Origin of the sequence: Microvirga mediterraneensis, from assembly GCF_013520865.1 — a bacterium.
Lineage (GTDB): Bacteria > Pseudomonadota > Alphaproteobacteria > Rhizobiales > Beijerinckiaceae > Microvirga > Microvirga mediterraneensis.
This window is the reverse complement of record NZ_JACDXJ010000001.1, coordinates 4,144,574-4,160,809: the sequence shown is the minus strand read 5'-3', so window position 1 is coordinate 4,160,809 and position 16,236 is coordinate 4,144,574. Positions and strand designations below refer to the sequence as shown.

Here is a 16,236-nt window from a genome sequence, read left to right as displayed (position 1 = left end):
GGAACTGACACCTCCCTGACGCGCTTCCCTTATGCATTTATCTTCGGGCTTGCCATCCACGATCCTGTGATCCGGCCAAGTCCGGCAAGGCAGATTTAGGATATGGGCTCGCAGCTTCCTTTGTACGATATCGAATCCCCCTACCTGGACGGCCAGATCCTCGTGGCCATGCCGGGCATGATGGATGAGCGCTTTGCGCGGTCCGTGATCTATATCTGTGCCCATTCGGCCGAAGGGGCCATGGGGATCGTCCTCAACCGGCCCGCCGCCAATCTGAACATGCCGGACCTGCTGGTCCAGCTCGAAATCCTTCCCAAGCCCGAGCGGATCAGACTGCCGCAGAAAGTGGGCAGCATGCAGGTGCTGATGGGCGGACCCGTGGAGACGAGCCGGGGCTTCGTGCTCCATTCCCCGGATTTTCACCTCGCCCAATCGACGCTGCCGATTGACGATCACATCTGCCTGACCGCGACCATCGACATCCTGCGCGCCATCGCCCGTGGAGACGGGCCGGAGAACGCCGTGCTGGCGCTGGGCTATGCCGGCTGGGGCGCAGGGCAGCTCGAACTGGAACTCCAGTCCAATGGCTGGCTCAACTGCCCGGCCGATGCGGAGCTGATCTTCAGCACCGCCGCCGACCTTCGCTACGAGATGGCCCTGCGCCGGATCGGAATCGAACCGGCCATGCTGTCGATGGAAACCGGCCACGCCTGATCAGGCGGCAGCCGGAGTGGCCCCTACGAGCTGGCGGGCCTGCAGCGTCGACATCGGCTCTCCGAAGACGGGCCCCTGCGCATACTCGCAGCCGAGCTGATAGAGCTCGATGGCCTCGGACTCGCTCTCAGCACCCTCCGCGACGATCTCCATGCCGAGTTCATGGGCCATCTTGACGATGGAGCGCAGGATGACCGGCTTGCCGGAGGCCATCAGGCGCACGAAGGATTCGTCCACCTTGATCGTGTCGAACGGGAACCGCTGCAGGTAGGAGAGGGCGGAATAGCCCGTGCCGAAATCGTCCAGCGAGAGGCCCGCCCCGAGATCCCGCAGGCGCGCGAGCATCTGAGCCGAGTATTCCGGATTCTCCATCACGAGGCTCTCGGTCATCTCGATCTTGAGCGTGCCCGGGATGACGCCCGTGCGGGCGATGACCGACTTCACGTCCTGCAGCAGGTCGTGGCGCAGGAGGTGATGGCTCGACATGTTGACGCTGGCGAAGATCGGCGGCTCGACCTCGAGCGCGTTCTGCCAGGCGGCGAGTTCATAGCCCGTCTGTTCCAGCAGGAAGACGCTGAGCTTGATGATGAGGCCGGTTTCCTCGGCAATCGACATGAAGTCTTCGGGCCCGATGCGGCCAAGGCGCGGGTGATCCCAGCGCAGCATGGATTCGAACCCGGCAATGGTCCGGTCTTCCAGGCGCACGATGGGCTTGAACAGCACCTTCATCTCGTTGCGCTCGAGGGCGTGGCGAAGGTCGGTTTCCATGGTGAAATGATCGCTGCGGTCCGAGCGCATGGTCGGGCGGAACACCTCGATCCGGTCGCCCCCGTGACGCCGGGCATGGGCCATGGCGATCTCGGCGTTGCGCAGCACTTCCTCGCGTCGCGCGGCGATCTGCGGATCGTGAAGGGCGATGCCGATGGAGGCGGTCAGGAAGATCTCACGGTCGGCATAGGTGAAGGGGGTCGTCACGACCCGACGGACCATGTCGGCGAAGGAGATGATGCGATCCGGCTCGCGCTCGGAGAGCAGGATGATGGCGAATTCGTCGCCCGAGATGCGCGCCAGGGTATCCTGCGGCTTGAGCAGGCGGCTCAGGCGGCGGGACAGGGTGAGCAGAACGGAGTCGCCGGCCGCATAGCCTGCCGAGGCATTCACGTCCTTCAGCTTGTCGATGTCGATGACGAGCACGGTGGGGCGCAGGGCATCGTCCTGGCTGGCGAAGGTGAGAGCCGCTTCCAGGCGGTCGTAGAAGAGCTGCCGGTTCGGCAGGCTCGTCAGGTTGTCGTGCACCGCATCGTACAGCAGGCGCTCCTCGGCGGTCTTGCTGTCCATGACGTCGGCGAGCGTGCCGACGATGCGCAGCACCTCGCCGTCCGAGCCGATGACCGGCCGTGCCTTGAGGCGGAACCAATGGTGGGCGCCGGACGACGAGCGCAGGCGGAAATCCTGGGTCAGGCGGCCACGGCGCTGCTCGATCACCGCGTCGAGGGCGAGGCGGTAGCGGTCCTTGTCGAAGGGGTGGATCAGGTCGAGCCAGGCCGAGGCCGGGCCTTCCAGCGAGCCGCGCTTGAGTCCGAGCTGATGCTCGACCTCGGGGCTGACGAAGATGTTGTCTGACACCACGTCCCAGTCGAACACGATGTCGCCGGCACCGGTCAGGGCCAGGGCCCGGCGCTCCGTGTCGTTCACGAAGCCGCGCGTGAAGGCGCCGCCGGCAAAGGCGTGCTGCATCACCGTAAAGCCGATGAGCATGACCACCAGGACGAGGCCGCCCACGAGGGCCGGGGGGACGAGGTCGGAGGACAGCTGCCCCACGACCGTGAAGCTCGCGGCCGTCACCCAGGCCACCAGAAGGAGCCAGGTGGGAACGAGCATCACGGCGCGGTCATAGCCGTGGGTCGCCAGATGGATCACGAGCACGAAGCCGATGCCGGCCACGGCCGCGATGGACATGCGCGCCACGCCCGAGGCCACCGGTGGATCCACGATGGCGAGTGCCACCATGGCTCCGAGAAACAGCAGCCAGAAGGCAGTGACGTGGCTGTAGCGCACGTGCCAGCGGTTGAGGTTGAGATAGGCGAAGAGGAAGACGAGGAGCGTCGCCGACAGCACCGCCTCCGCGCCGGCGCGGTAGATCTGCTCCGTCGCCTCGCTGATCGGGAAGACTCGCTGGAAGAACCCGAAATCGATGCAGGCATAGGCCAGCACCGCCCAGGCCAAAGCCGCGGCGGCCGGGAAGATCAGGGCTCCCTTCACCACGAAGACGATGGTGAGGAACAGGGCCAGAAGGCCCGCGATGCCGATGATGATGCCCTTGTAGAGGGTCAGCCCGTTGACGCGGTCCTTGTAGGCGTTCGCGTCCCACAGATGGAGCTGGGGCAGGTTGTGGGAGCGCAGCTCCGCCACGAAGGTGACGGTCGTGCCCGGATCGAGGGTGATGAGGAAAATATCCGCATCCTCGCTGTCGTCCCGGTCGGGCCGGATGCCCTGGCTGGCCGTGATCGCCGCGATGCGGGTCGCGCCCAGGTCGGGCCACAGAACGCCAGACCCTGTCAGGCGAAAATGCGGAGCGACGAGGAGGCGGTCCACCTGCTCGTCCGTGTCGTTCGTGAGCGCGAAGACGATCCAATCGGGCCTGGTGCCGGCCTCGCGCGCCTTCACGGCGATGCGGCGGACGATGCCGTCGCGCCCCGGCGCGGTCGAGATCCTGATTTCGTCACCGTCCGAGTTGTAGCGCTCGATCGCCGGCGTGAGGTCGATGGCCTTCATCTTGGGGTCGACGCGGACGGATTCCACCGCCCAGCCGGTGGACGGCAAAGCCAGCCCCAGGAAAGTCGCCAAAAGAAGGGTTATGGCGAAAGATACGATCCGCAATGCTTCGGTCTTTCGTCCGGTACTAAAACAATGGAACAGGATTGGTACCGGTCAGGAGGCTTGAGGGCAAGGTGGGGGCGGAGACGCTCCCCACTTGTCCGCAGGACTCGTTGGTTATTGTTACCAGTGGCGATGAGGTCACTTTGCGGCGGGATTGAGGAGAATCAGACGTGACGTTGGGGAAGCTAGGGCAGAAAAAATCAGCCCCGCAATCCCGCGGCTATGTCGTCCAGAGACTGCACGCCCTTGATCGGCCCAATGGCCGCAAGCGTCGGAGCGCCCTGCAGGAGCCGCCGTCCCGCCTCGCGAACGTGCTCCACCTCGAGGGCATCGACCTTCCTGATGATCTCCTCGCTCGCCACGACCCGGCCCCAGGACAGGAGCTGGCGCGCGACGCGCTCGATCCGGCCGCCGGGCGTCTCCAGGGCGGTGAGGAGCGCGACCTTCATCTGGGCCTTGGCACGCACCAGCTCGATCTCGCTGATGTCGCGGGTCGCCTGGGCCATGCAGGCGAGCGTTACGTCCATCAGCTCGGGGACATCCGAGCCGGCCGTTCCGGCCCCGATGCCGAAGAGCCCGCAATCGGAGAAGGGCCAGTGGAAAGAATCGATGGAATAGGCGAGGCCCCGGGTTTCGCGGACTTCATGCCAGAGGCGTGACGTCAATCCGCCGCCGAGCATATGGGCGAAGAGGTGGACGGCGTAATAGCCCGGGTCTTTGAACGAGAGACCCGGCAAGCCGAGCACCAGATTGGCCTGTTCGAGCTTGCGCGAAATCCGCCTCTCGCCGCCCGTGTAGTGCCCCGGTTCAGGTGCCTGGGGGGCGACGCTCGGCATCCCGCCGAAGAGCCGGTCAGCCATGTCGACGATCCGGGCATGGTCCACGTCGCCCGCGGCGGCGAGCACCATCTTGCCCGGCGTGTATTCCCGCGCCAGGAAAGCGCGGATCGTCGCCTCGTCGAAGCTCTTGATCGTCTCCGGCGTGCCGAGGATCGGCCGGCCGACAGCCTGGCGCGAGAAAGCGGTCTCCATGAAGGCGTCGTAGATCAGGTCGTCGGGCGTGTCCTCGACGGCGGCGTATTCCTGCAGGATCACGCCCTTCTCACGGGCGAGTTCGCCCGCGTCGAATGCCGAATGGATCAGGATGTCGCCCAGGACGTCGAGGGCGACATCCACGTTCTCGCCGAGAACGCGGGCCGTGTAGCTCGTGTATTCGACGCTGGTGGCGGCGTTGATGTCGCCGCCGACATTCTCGATGTCCTCGGCGATCTGGCGCGCCGAGCGGCGGGCCGTGCCCTTGAAGGCCATGTGCTCGATGAGATGCGACAGGCCGTGCTCGTGCGCCCGCTCATGCCTGGAGCCAGTGCCGACCCAGACGCCGAGCGTCGCCGTGGCGATCGCCGGCATCCGCTCCGTGGCCACCATCAGGCCGTTGGACAGGGTCGTGATCTCGATCCGCTTCTCGTGGACGAAGTGCTGGTTCATGCGGCCGCGCCTTTGACCGCCCGCGCGCGCTCGCGGATGAAGCGCTCGATCGCAGCCTGGTCGTTGGGAAGAACCGTGAAGCTCTCCCTGCGCTCCATCAGATCAGCCATGTGCGGCGGAAGTGCGGGGCGAACGCCCGTCGCGCGCTCGACCGCATCGGGGAACTTGGCCGGATGAGCGGTGGACAGGGCGACCACGGGCGTTTCCGGCTTCGCCCTGAGAAGGGCGCGTCCGGCGCGGGTGCCGACGGCGCTGTGCGGATCGAGCACGTAGCCGGTCGTGCGATAGGTCTCGGCCATCTCGGCGAGCACGTTGTCTTCGTTCACGGCCTCGGCCGAGAATTCCTCGCGGATGCGGGCGAGGGGCCCGGCGTCGATCGTGAAGGCCCGCGACTGGCCGAGATTCGCCATGAGGCGGCGGATCGCCTCGCCGTCGCGACCGTAAGATTCGAACAGCAGGCGCTCGAAATTGGACGAGATCTGGATGTCCATGGACGGCGAGGTCGTGGGCTGCACGCCCTTGATCTCATAGGAACCGGAGCCGAGCGTGCGGGCCAGGATGTCGTTGGCGTTGGTGCCGATCATCAGCCGCTCGATGGGGAGGCCCATGCGCTTGGCGACCCAGCCGGCGAGGATGTCGCCGAAATTGCCGGTCGGCACGGAGAACGAGACGGGGCGATGGGGAGCGCCCAGGGTCACGGCGACGGTGAAGTAATAGACCGCCTGGGCGGCGACGCGGGCCCAGTTGATGGAATTCACGCCCGAAAGCTGCAGCTCGTCGCGGAAGCGGGCATGGTTGAACATGCCCTTCACCATGGATTGGCAATCGTCGAAGGTGCCCTCGACGGCGAGCGCATGGACGTTGGGCGAGGCCACCGTGGTCATCTGCCGCCGCTGCACGTCCGAGACGCGCCCGTGCGGGTAGAGGATGAAGATATCGACCTGATCGAGCCCCTTGAACGCCTCGACCGCGGCGCTGCCCGTATCGCCCGAGGTCGCGCCCACGATGGTCGCGCGGGCGCCACGGGCTTTGAGCACGTGATCCATGAGGCGGCCGAGCAGTTGCATCGCCACGTCCTTGAAGGCGAGCGTCGGGCCGTGGAAGAGTTCCAGCACGAAGAGATTGTCGCCGAGCTGGGTCAGCGGACAGACGGCCGCGTGGCGGAAGGAGGCGTAGGACTCGTCGATCATGCGGCCGAGCGCGGCGTCCGGGATGTCGCCGTCCACCAGCGGGCCGAGGACGGCCTTCGCCACCTCCGCATAGGGTTTTCCGGCGAAGTCCCGGATCGTGTCCTGGGGCAGGTTCGGCCAGCTCTCCGGCAGGTAGAGGCCGCCGTCGCGGGCAAGGCCGGTCAGCAGGGCATCGGCGAAACCGAGCGCCGGGGCTTCCCCCCGGGTCGAGACGTGGAGCACGGTGGATCTCCTGGAAATTCGGCCGGACATTAGGTGTCGCGACCGGCGACGGCAAGCCGGTTCTATGGCTGCGTTATTCCTTTACCCGCCGCCACGCGAAGGCAGTGAAGACGCCGATCAGCGTGAGGGCGATGCCGAACCAGGTGGCCGCGTATTGCAGGTGGTTGTTCGGCAGGGTGAGCGGGGTCTGGCCGCCCTTGGGCCAGCCGCCCGGGTTCGGCGTGGCATCCGCGTCGATCAGGAAGGGCGCCACACGCTCGAGCTTGTGGGCGGCGGCAATGGCCTGCGGGTCGCGGGCGAACCACTGATTCTTGGCGGGGTCGTCGTTCGGCGTGAAGGGGTTGCGGGCCTCGGGCGCCCGCACGAGGCCGGTGATCGTCACCTCGCCTTGAGGCTGGCTCTCGGGGCGGCGGGCTGGATCGCGCAGGTCCATGGGCACGAAGCCCCGGTTGACCATCACGATGGCGCCGTTCGCGAGCTTCAGGGGCGTGATCAGGTAATAGCCCTGGATCGGGGCCCCCTGCCGCTCGCCGGGAAGGAGGCCGTAAACGGGAGCTTCGAAGGCATTCAGAAAGGTGCCGGTCACCCGCACCTTGCGGAACTCGTCCTGATCGGCCCGCCATGAGGCCCAGTCGGCTTCGGGGACGATGGCCCCAGGCTGACCATAGGCCCGGGCCTCGATCTGCCCGATGAGGCCTTCCTTCCAGGCCTTGCGCTGGAGCTGCCAGGTGCCGAGCCCGATCAGGATCGCGAGCGCGACGAGCGCCGCGAGGCCCGGGACGATCAGCGAGCGAATTTTGCGGGACGAGGCAGGCACTACCGGAAGCGTCCTTCCTCGGCCTTGTGGTGGTATTGCAGGTTCACCAGGACCCCTTTCAGCGGCCGCACGAGGGCGAGGCTCATGACGATGCTCAGGGCCGTCCACATGACGAGGTGGAGCCAGATCGGCGGGGAATAGGCGAACTCGGCCCAGAGGGCGAGGGCCACGACCACGATGCCCACGATGGACATGACGAAGAAGGCCGGACCGTCGCCGGTGTCGGCGAAGGCGAGATCGAGGCCGCAGACCTCGCATGTCGGCCGAACCTTCAGATAGCCCTGGAAAAGGTGTCCCTTGCCGCAGCGGGGGCACAGGCCCTTAAGGCCAGTGACGATGGGGGAGGGGGCGGAAGGGTCAATGGCCACGGCTTTTCTCCAGATGGGTTGCCGGTCAACGAACTCCAAGCCGGATGGTGCCGGGAGCCAAAAAGCGAAGGGCGGCTTTTGAGCCGCCCTTGCTGAGTTTGATGTCACTGGCGGCTTAGTGCCCGGCGGCTGCGTGCCCGCCGTATCCCCAGACGTAGATGGCGGCGAAGAGGAAGAGCCACACCACGTCCACGAAGTGCCAGTACCAGGCGGCGAACTCGAAGCCGAGGTGCTGCTTGGGCGTGAAGTCGCCGCGATAGGCGCGCAGGAGGCAGACGGCCAGGAAGACCGTGCCGATGATCACGTGCGCGCCGTGGAAGCCCGTCGCCATGAAGAAGGTGGCGCCGTAGATGTTGCCCGAGAAGCCGAAGGTGGCGTGGCTGTACTCGTAGGCCTGAACGCAGGAGAAGATCAGGCCGAGGATCACCGTGAGCCACAGGCCAGCCTTGAGGCCCTGGCGGTCGTTCTCCAGGAGCGCGTGGTGCGCCCAGGTGACCGTGGTGCCGGAGGTGAGCAGGATCAGGGTGTTGAGCAGCGGCAGGTGCCAGGGATCGAAGGTCTCGATGCCCTTGGGCGGCCACACGCCGCCGAGAGCCTCGACGCGGGAGTAGAGCTGCGGGTCGCCGGCGTAGAGGGCCGCATCGAAATAGGCCCAGAACCAGGCGGCGAAGAACATCACCTCGGAGGCGATGAACATCATCATGCCGTAGCGGTGGTGAAGCTGGACGACGCGGGTATGGTAGCCGGTGTTGGCTTCCTTAACGACATCGGTCCACCAGCTGAGCATGGTGTAGAGCACGCCGATGATGCCGGCGCCGAAGATGAACGGGCCCAGATGCATGCCCGCGATGGTGATGGCCTTCCACCAGGTCACGAACCCGGATGCCATCAGGAAGGCGCTGACCGAGCCGATGAGCGGCCACGGGCTCGGTTCAAGAATGTGGTAGTCGTGGTTCTTGGCGTGGGCCTCGGCCATTTCGTGTCGTCTCCGTGCCTCGAATGTGAACTCGCTTTAGGACGTTTCCGCCTAGCTTGTCACGTCCCTTATTGAGCAATGGGTTTGGTGGATGATGTCACCTCCGCCACCGGCTTGCCCCCCTTGGAGGGGAAGTAGGTGTAGGAGAGGGTGAGAGAGGTCAGGTCCTTCACGTCGCTGTCCTGCACGAGGCGGGGATCGACGTAGAAGACGACGGCTGATTCCAGGGTTTCTCCCGGCTGCAGGGTCTGCTCGGTGAAGCAGAAGCATTCGAGCTTGGAGAAATAGGTGCCCGCCAGGTCCGGCTGCACGTTGTAGGTGGCGATGCCGGTGCTCGGCTTGTCGCCCGTATTGGTGACCTTGTAATAGACCGTCGTGGTCTCGCCGAGCTTCACCTTGACCTCGGGCTTCTCCGGGGAGAAGCGCCAGTTGAGGCCGGGCGCCACGTTGGAATCGAAGCGGACGGCGATCGTCCGGTCCATCACCTCGGAGCCGTTGGCGTCGCGGATGATCGGGGTGCCGCCGAAGCCGGTGACCTTGCAGAAGAGATCGTAGAGCGGCACGGAGGCGTAAGCCAGGCCGACCATCCCCACGACAACGCCCGCGCAGGCGAAGGCCGTGCGGTTCATCTTGCGTTCGGTGGGGGATCTTTCAGCCATTTGAGCCTCACAGGGGGCGCTGCAGGACGCCCGGTCCAAGCTTCACAAGAGTGATCGCGAAGAGAATGATGCAGAAGGCCGCGAGGGTCAGGGCCAAAGCCACCGAACGCCGGCGGCGGCGCTTCTGTTCCTCGGGAGTCAGGCGAACGTAGTCGGTGCGGTCTGCCATTCGATCACCCGAAAACCGGCCGGAACAAGCCGAAGCCGTGCTCCGCGAGAAGGGTCGCGAAGAGCAGGAAGAGATAGAGAATCGAGAAGCCGAAGAGATGCTGGGCGACACGCATGGCCGGCTCGCCCTGGCGCAGGCGATAGACCTGCACGGCGAGCGCCAGCATGCCGAGCCCGCCGATCAGCGCGATGATCGCATGGGCCAGCCCGCCGAAGCCGAGCGCCACCGGAGCGAGGCCGAGGGGCGCCAGGAGAATCGTATAGGCCAGGATCTGGAAGCGCGTGGAATCGGGACCGGCCACGTTCGGCATCATGGGAATGCCCGCGCGCTCGTAATCGCCGGACTTCACCAGGGCGAGCGCCCAGAAGTGCGGCGGCGTCCACATGAAGATGATGGCGAACAGCACGATGCTGTCCCACGCGACGTGGCCCGTGACGGCGGCCTGAGCGACGATCGGGGGGAGGGCGCCCGCCGCGCCGCCGATGACGATGTTCTGCGGCGTCGAGCGCTTCAGCCACATGGAATAGACGACCACGTAGAAGAAGATGGTGAAAGCCAGAAGACCGGCGGCCAGCCAGTTGCTTGCAAGGCCCAGGATGATCACGGAGCCGACGGAGAGCGTCACGCCGAAGGCAAGTGCCTCGCCCGGCTGGATCTTGCCGGCCGGGATCGGGCGCTTGCGGGTGCGGGTCATGACGGCGTCGATATCCGCATCCCACCACATGTTCAGACAGCCGGACGCGCCGCCGCCGATGGCGATCATCAGAAGCGATATGAAAGCCAGGACGGGATGAACGTCCGAATGGCTCACGACCATGCCGACCAGCGCCGTGAACACGACGAGAAACATCACGCGCGGCTTGAGAAGGGCGAAGAAGTCGGACACGTCGCCCTGCGAGAGGCCTGCCGTGGCAAGGTTCTCTGCTTGGGTTTCGGTCAAACTGTTCGACATGGTGCTCATAACTGATTGATCTTCCGAAATGCCGTGACGAGGCCGAAAAGGCCTCCTGAAAGTCGGCTCCTCGCCGGAAGGCTTGTCTGCGCAAGCCCTCTGGGGAGGAGCGGGCGGCGCGGTGCCGCCCACTCGATTGCTTTAGTGTCCGGTGTCGACGACGCGGGGAAGCGTCTCGAACTGGTGGAACGGAGGCGGAGAGGACAGGGTCCATTCCAGCGTCGTCGCACCTTCGCCCCACGGGTTGTCGGCTGCCTTCTCCTTGCGGACGAAGGCATAGACCACGCCGCCGATGAAGACGAAGAGACCGGCGAAGAAGATGTAGGAACCGATCGACGAGACGAGGTTCCAGCCCGCGAAGGCGTCCGGATAATCCGCATAGCGGCGCGGCATGCCGGAGAGGCCGAGGAAGTGCATCGGGAAGAACAGCACGTTGGCGCCGATGAAGGCGATCCAGAAGTGCAGCTTGCCGATCCAGTCGGGCATCACGTAGCCGGTGATCTTGGGGAACCAGTAGTAGATACCGGCGAAGATCACGAACACGGCGCCGAGCGACAGCACGTAGTGGAAGTGAGCCACCACGTAGTAGGTGTCGTGCATGTAGCGGTCGACGGGAGCATTCGCCAGCACGACGCCGGTGACGCCGCCGACCGTGAACAGGAACACGAAGCCCACGGCCCACTGCATGGCCGCCGTGAAGCGGATGGAGCCGCCCCACATGGTGGCGATCCACGAGAAGATCTTCACGCCGGTGGGAACCGCGATCACCATCGTGGCGAACACGAAATAGGCCTGCGTCTGGAGCGAGAGACCGACCGTGTACATGTGGTGCGCCCACACGACGAAGCCGACCACGCCGATCGCCACCATGGCGTAGGCCATGCCGAGATAGCCGAAGATCGGCTTCTTGGAGAAGGTGGAGATGATGTGGGACACGATGCCGAAGGCCGGCAGGATCATGATGTACACTTCGGGATGGCCGAAGAACCAGAACAGGTGCTGGTAGAGCACCGGGTCACCACCGCCCGCCGGCTCGAAGAAGGTCGTGCCGAAGTTGCGGTCGGTGAGCAGCATCGTGATCGCGCCCGCGAGGACCGGCAGCGACAGGAGCAGCAGGAACGCGGTCACCAGCATCGACCAGGCGAAGAGCGGCATCTTGTGCAGCGTCATGCCCGGAGCGCGCATGTTGAGGATCGTGGTGATGAAGTTGATCGCACCCAGGATCGAGGCCGCGCCGGCAAGGTGCAGGGCCAGGATGCCGAAGTCGAGCGCCGGGCCGGGATGGCCGACGGTCGAGAGCGGCGGGTACACGGTCCAGCCGCCGCCGAAGCCGAGGGAGCCCGGCGCGCCTTCGACGAAGAGCGAGAGCAGCATCAGGCAGAAGGCCGAGACGGTGAGCCAGTACGAGATGTTGTTCATCCGCGGGAACGCCATGTCAGGCGCGCCGATCATGATCGGGATGAACCAGTTGCCGAAGCCGCCGATGAGGGTGGGCATCACCATGAAGAAGACCATGATGAGGCCGTGGCCGGTCACGAAGACGTTGAAGGCCTGCGGATTGGAGAAATACTGGAGACCCGGCTCCTGGAGCTCCAGGCGCATGCCGATGGACAGAAGGCCGCCGACGATGCCGGCCGTGAAGCCGAAGATGAGATAGAGCGTGCCGATATCCTTGTGGTTCGTGGAATAGAACCACCGGCGCCAGAAGCTCGGATAATGATCGTGGTGATCCGCGTGAGCGGCATCAGCTGCATGTGCCATGATGAGACCTCTGTGGTCCTTCTTACAATTACTGAGCGGTCGCGAACTTGAGCGGGGCGTCGCTCTCGGTCGAAGCATACTTCTGCTTCGCCTCGGTTAGCCAAGCGGCAAATTGCTGCTCGCTGACGACGCGAATTTCGATCGGCATGTAGGGGTGGCCGTTGCCGCAGAGCTCGGAGCACTGGCCGTAATACACGCCTTCCTTCTCGGCCTTGAACCAGGTCTCGTTCAGGCGGCCCGGGATCGCATCCACCTTGATGTAGAAGGACGGCAGGGCGAAGGAGTGGATCACGTCGGCGGAAGTGGTCTGAATCTTCACGACCTTGCCCACCGGAACCACCATGGCGTTGTCGGCGCCGAGCAGACGGGGCTGGTCGGGCTTCAGGTCCTTGGCCTCGGTGATCATGTTCGAATCGAATTTGAAGCCGCCCTGGTCGGCCGGGTACTCATAGCCCCAGTACCAGGAATAGCCCGTCGCCTTCACCACGAGATCGGCCTGCGGCGGAACGAGCTGCTGGCGCAGGAGGCGGAAGGACGGAATGGCGATCGCCACGAGGATGAGGACCGGAACGATGGTCCAGGCCACCTCGAGAAGGGTGTTGTGGGTGGTCTTCGAGGGAACCGGGTTCTTGCTCTCGTTGAAGCGGGCAACGATCACGAGGAGCAGCGCCAGAACGAAAAGGCAGATCGCGGCGATCAGCCAAACCAGGTAGGTGTGGAAGTTGGACACGCTGTGTCCCAACTCGGTCACCATCTCCTGCATGCCCATTTCCCATGGGGAGGGCCGGCCGGCGGCGGCCCACGCCTCACTTATGCCCAACACAAGTGCGACCGCTGCCGTGGAGAGGGCGGTCACCGATCGACGTCCAGTCTCGATCCGCATCGGCGTTCCTAAGCTCCTAAAGATGTGATGGCCCAGGGCCATGAAAGCATCGGGGAAGGCGCGGGCGTGCGGAAAGCGGCGCCCGGCTTGCGCCATCACCTTTGATCTGCGTCAAAGATCACAGGACGCGCTCAAGCGCAACGGTAGAAGCGTTCCAAACTGTGCGTCATAACCGCCAAAAATCATTTCAGCCCCTCAAACGGCCTCTCTCGCTTGACATCGCGCCCTCTGCCATGGTCCCAACGGGCCAAAGATGGACCTGAAGCGGCGGCAGGCCGCGACCCCTTACCAGGGTTAATGAATGGAGAAACCGATGGGCGCATCGCGATGGGCTCGCCATGGTGCGGCGGCAATCCTGGGGCTCTCGGCCCTGTTCGGGGCCAGCGGCGCCGGCGCTCAAGGCATGGTCAAGAACACCTACGGCGAGTGGCAGATGCGCTGCGAGACTCCGGCGGGTGCCACGGCCGAGCAATGCGCTCTCGTGCAGAACGTCGTCGCCGAGGACCGTCCGAACGTCACTCTCGTCATTATTGTGTTGAAAACCGCCGACGGCAAAAGCCGCCTCCTGCGCGTGGTCGCGCCTCTTGGTATTCTGTTGCCGTCGGGCCTGGGCCTCAAGATCGACCAGACGGATATCGGCCGGGCCGGGTTCGTGCGTTGCCTCGCCACCGGCTGCGTGGCCGAGGTCGTGATGGAGGACAACCTGGTCAACCAGATGAAGACGGGTCAGGCGGCCACCTTCATCGTGTTCCAGACGCCTGAGGAAGGGATCGGGATTCCCGTGTCCCTGAACGGATTTGCGGCCGGGTTCGATGCCCTTCCGTAACAGATGAACAAGAAGTGGGGGCAATCATGAGAGACGGATTGAGCCGGAAGGCCGGATGGACGCTCGCGGTGCTCGGCCTGTCGGCCCTGACGGGCTGCGGCGCGCCGGGAGAACGCGGCTTCGGCGTGGGCGACATGCTCCTGACGGCGGGAACGACCCAGGCGCCGGCCCAATCGGCCGAGATCCGGGACGTGTATTGCCCGACCGTCGACGTGGTGGACGGCGGTTCCGCCCTCCGGGTTCGCGGGAGCGGCGAGGAAGGCTCGATCCGAAGCCAAGTGACCCTGGGCGAGATCGCCCGCGAATGCATCGGGCAGCCGGACGGCTCGACCCTGGTCAAGGTCGGCGTCGAGGCGCGGGCGCTCCTGGGCGTCGGCGGATCGGCTGGCCGCTACGACGTGCCGGTCCACATCGTCGTGAAGGACGGCTCGACCATATTCGCCGACCGGTCGCGCCGTCTGGCGGCCTCCATCCCGGCCGGCCAGACCCAGACGACCGTATCGGTAATCGAGGACGGCATCATCGTGCCGCCATCCTACGCCAACAGCTTCGAGATCGAGGTCGGCCTCGGCGGTGGCCGCGCCGCTTCGGGCCGGCGCCGCGGTTAAAGCATCGAACGCAACAGTGGAAATCGGCTTTGCGTGGAAAGATGCGGAAAATCATGAAGTTGGAGCATCTGACGTAAGCTCGAATTCACGCTCGATGCTCTAAGCTTCGAAGTCTCAATAGAGAGCGGCGGCGCCCGCTCTCTGGTTGAGGGGCGCGGCCAGGACCTTGTCGATCCGGCGCTCGTCCAGGTCGATCACCTCGAAGCGCCAGCCCAGGGTGTCCACGTGCTCGCCCGTGCTGGGCAGGTGCTGCAGCTCGCTGATCACCAGGCCGCCGACGGTGTGATAGCTGCGGGTTTCGGGCAGGGTGACGCCCAGGACCTCGGCCATCTCGTCGACCGGCATGGAGCCCGCGAGCAGCCAGGAGCCGTCCTCGCGCCTGATGGCATCGGGCTCCGGAGCCTCGCCGTCGGATCGGAAGGCGCCGACGATGGCCTCCAGGGCGTCGGCCGGAGTCACGACTCCCTCGAAATGCCCGTATTCGTCATGGACGATCGCCATCGGCACTTCCGCATCGCGCAACGTGGCCAGCGCATCGAGGGCATAGAGCGTGTCCGGAATGACCGGGGCCGCCTGGATATGGTCCCGGATGTCCAGGGGCTGGCCCGACAGCATGGTCGCGAGAAGCTCGCGGGACTGGACGACGCCGATCACGTTGTCGGGCGTCCCCTCGCTCACGGGCAGGCGGGAATGCGGGGTTTCGATCAGCAGGGCGCGGATCGTCGCCTCGTCGTCGCCCAGGTCGATCCAGTCCACGTCCGTGCGCGGGGTCATGAGGCCGCGCACCGTCCTGTCCCCGAGGCGCAGCACGCCCGAGATCATGCGACGCTCCTCCTCCTCGATCACGCCGGCGCTCTCGGCCTCGCCGACGAGCATCTTGATTTCCTCTTCCGTGACCGTCGACGAATCGTCGGACTTGGTCCCCAGGAGCCGGAAGATCAGGCCGGTCGAGGCGTTCAGAAGCCAGACGGCCGGGGCCGCGACTTTCGAGACCACCAGCATGAACGGGGCCATGGTGCAGGCGATGCCCTCAGGATGGCGCAGGGCCAGCTGCTTGGGCACGAGCTCGCCGATGACGATGGAGAGATACGTGATGATGCCGATCACGAGGCCGTAGCCTAAGGGCTGGGCCAACCCTTCGGGCATGCCCTGGGCCAGGAAGATCTGGGTCAGGCGGTCGCCGAGAGCGGCGCCCGAGAAGGCGCCGGCCAGGATGCCCACGAGGGTGATGCCGATCTGGACCGTGGACAGGAAGCGGCCCGAATCCTCCATGAGGGTCAGGGCCGTATTGGCTCCCGAGCGGCCCTGCTCGGCCATGGTCTTGAGGCGGGCGCGGCGGGCGGAAACGATGGCAAGTTCGGAAAGAGCAAAGACGCCGTTGAGGGCGACGAGAGCAAGGGCGATGATCAGTTCGAGCAACGATGCGTGGAGCTGCTGACCGGACCAGGCCGCGCTTCTCCCCTTCTGTGACAGATGGCCCCTAAAATGGAGTGTCGATGCCCTGCCGTCAATTAAGGCAGGGAGATATTCGATGCGGCGGCCTGCTTTGTTGACAGGAACGCATTTCCTCTTCAGAGCTAAATCCAGCCGATGATCCCCGCGGAAGAGACCGGACCTCAGGTCCGGCGCCGAAGGCGCAACCGCCCCGGAAACGCTCAGGCCAAAGGACCGCGCGGGAGCTGGCACTCTGGAAAGCGGCGACGCCCGAACAAGCGTCGCCCACCGAC

15 protein-coding genes and 1 riboswitch are annotated in these 16,236 nt (G+C 65.3%); of the genes, 3 read left to right on the top strand and 12 right to left on the bottom strand.

What is annotated here, in order from left to right:
* Positions 1 to 102: 102 nt before the first annotated feature.
* On the top strand, positions 103 to 714 hold the full coding sequence (locus tag H0S73_RS19715; RefSeq protein WP_181053741.1) for a YqgE/AlgH family protein: 612 nt from the start codon (positions 103 to 105) through the stop codon (positions 712 to 714).
* Here the strand turns inward: H0S73_RS19715 and H0S73_RS19710 are convergent, their stop codons facing one another.
* The 11 genes from H0S73_RS19710 to coxB all read right to left on the bottom strand — a co-directional run bounded on the left by H0S73_RS19710 (position 715) and on the right by coxB (position 13,075).
* Positions 715 to 3,594 carry an EAL domain-containing protein gene (locus tag H0S73_RS19710; protein WP_181053740.1) on the bottom strand — a complete coding sequence of 960 codons (2,880 nt, stop codon included), beginning with the start codon at positions 3,592 to 3,594 and terminating at the stop codon, positions 715 to 717.
* Between the two features lie 200 nt (positions 3,595 to 3,794).
* Complete coding sequence (locus H0S73_RS19705) at positions 3,795 to 5,078, bottom strand: M16 family metallopeptidase (RefSeq protein WP_181053739.1); 1,284 nt, start codon at positions 5,076 to 5,078, stop codon at positions 3,795 to 3,797.
* Positions 5,075 to 6,490 carry a threonine synthase gene (gene thrC, locus H0S73_RS19700; RefSeq protein WP_181053738.1) on the bottom strand — a complete coding sequence of 472 codons (1,416 nt, stop codon included), beginning with the start codon at positions 6,488 to 6,490 and terminating at the stop codon, positions 5,075 to 5,077. Before thrC ends, H0S73_RS19705 begins: the two co-directional genes overlap by 4 nt.
* Before the next feature lie 73 nt (positions 6,491 to 6,563).
* A complete protein-coding gene (locus H0S73_RS19695) occupies positions 6,564 to 7,307 on the bottom strand; it encodes an SURF1 family protein (RefSeq protein WP_181053737.1) in 744 nt (247 codons plus the stop codon).
* Positions 7,307 to 7,675: a DUF983 domain-containing protein gene (locus H0S73_RS19690; protein WP_181053736.1), complete on the bottom strand. Its 369-nt coding sequence runs from the start codon at positions 7,673 to 7,675 to the stop codon at positions 7,307 to 7,309. Before H0S73_RS19690 ends, H0S73_RS19695 begins: the two co-directional genes overlap by 1 nt.
* 115 nt (positions 7,676 to 7,790) lie before the next feature.
* Positions 7,791 to 8,651 (bottom strand): cytochrome c oxidase subunit 3, encoded by an 861-nt coding sequence (locus H0S73_RS19685; RefSeq protein WP_181053735.1) that lies wholly within the window; start codon positions 8,649 to 8,651, stop codon positions 7,791 to 7,793.
* 68 nt (positions 8,652 to 8,719) lie between these two features.
* Positions 8,720 to 9,310, bottom strand: coding sequence for a cytochrome c oxidase assembly protein (locus tag H0S73_RS19680; RefSeq protein WP_181053734.1), 591 nt, complete (start codon positions 9,308 to 9,310; stop codon positions 8,720 to 8,722).
* Positions 9,311 to 9,317: 7 nt separating this feature from the next.
* Complete coding sequence (locus H0S73_RS19675) at positions 9,318 to 9,479, bottom strand: hypothetical protein (RefSeq protein WP_181053733.1); 162 nt, start codon at positions 9,477 to 9,479, stop codon at positions 9,318 to 9,320.
* Positions 9,480 to 9,483: 4 nt separating this feature from the next.
* Positions 9,484 to 10,440 carry a heme o synthase gene (locus H0S73_RS19670; RefSeq protein ID WP_181053732.1) on the bottom strand — a complete coding sequence of 319 codons (957 nt, stop codon included), beginning with the start codon at positions 10,438 to 10,440 and terminating at the stop codon, positions 9,484 to 9,486.
* 132 nt (positions 10,441 to 10,572) lie between these two features.
* Complete coding sequence (ctaD, locus tag H0S73_RS19665; protein WP_181053731.1) at positions 10,573 to 12,192, bottom strand: cytochrome c oxidase subunit I; 1,620 nt, start codon at positions 12,190 to 12,192, stop codon at positions 10,573 to 10,575.
* A gap of 28 nt (positions 12,193 to 12,220) precedes the next feature.
* Positions 12,221 to 13,075 (bottom strand): cytochrome c oxidase subunit II, encoded by an 855-nt coding sequence (gene coxB / locus H0S73_RS19660; protein ID WP_181053730.1) that lies wholly within the window; start codon positions 13,073 to 13,075, stop codon positions 12,221 to 12,223.
* 313 nt (positions 13,076 to 13,388) lie between these two features.
* On the opposite strand from coxB, the gene H0S73_RS19655 reads away from it, so the two are divergent.
* Together H0S73_RS19655 and H0S73_RS19650 are read left to right on the top strand one after the other, a co-directional pair.
* Complete coding sequence (locus tag H0S73_RS19655) at positions 13,389 to 13,901, top strand: invasion associated locus B family protein (RefSeq protein ID WP_009764728.1); 513 nt, start codon at positions 13,389 to 13,391, stop codon at positions 13,899 to 13,901.
* A gap of 26 nt (positions 13,902 to 13,927) precedes the next feature.
* Complete coding sequence (locus H0S73_RS19650; protein WP_181053728.1) at positions 13,928 to 14,509, top strand: hypothetical protein; 582 nt, start codon at positions 13,928 to 13,930, stop codon at positions 14,507 to 14,509.
* 114 nt (positions 14,510 to 14,623) lie between these two features.
* On the opposite strand, the gene H0S73_RS19645 is transcribed toward H0S73_RS19650, so the two are convergent.
* Positions 14,624 to 15,928, bottom strand: a complete 1,305-nt coding sequence (locus H0S73_RS19645) for a hemolysin family protein (RefSeq protein ID WP_181053727.1) — start codon at positions 15,926 to 15,928, stop codon at positions 14,624 to 14,626.
* Positions 15,929 to 16,099: 171 nt separating this feature from the next.
* A riboswitch (glycine riboswitch) is annotated at positions 16,100 to 16,190 on the top strand.
* Positions 16,191 to 16,236: the final 46 nt, after the last annotated feature.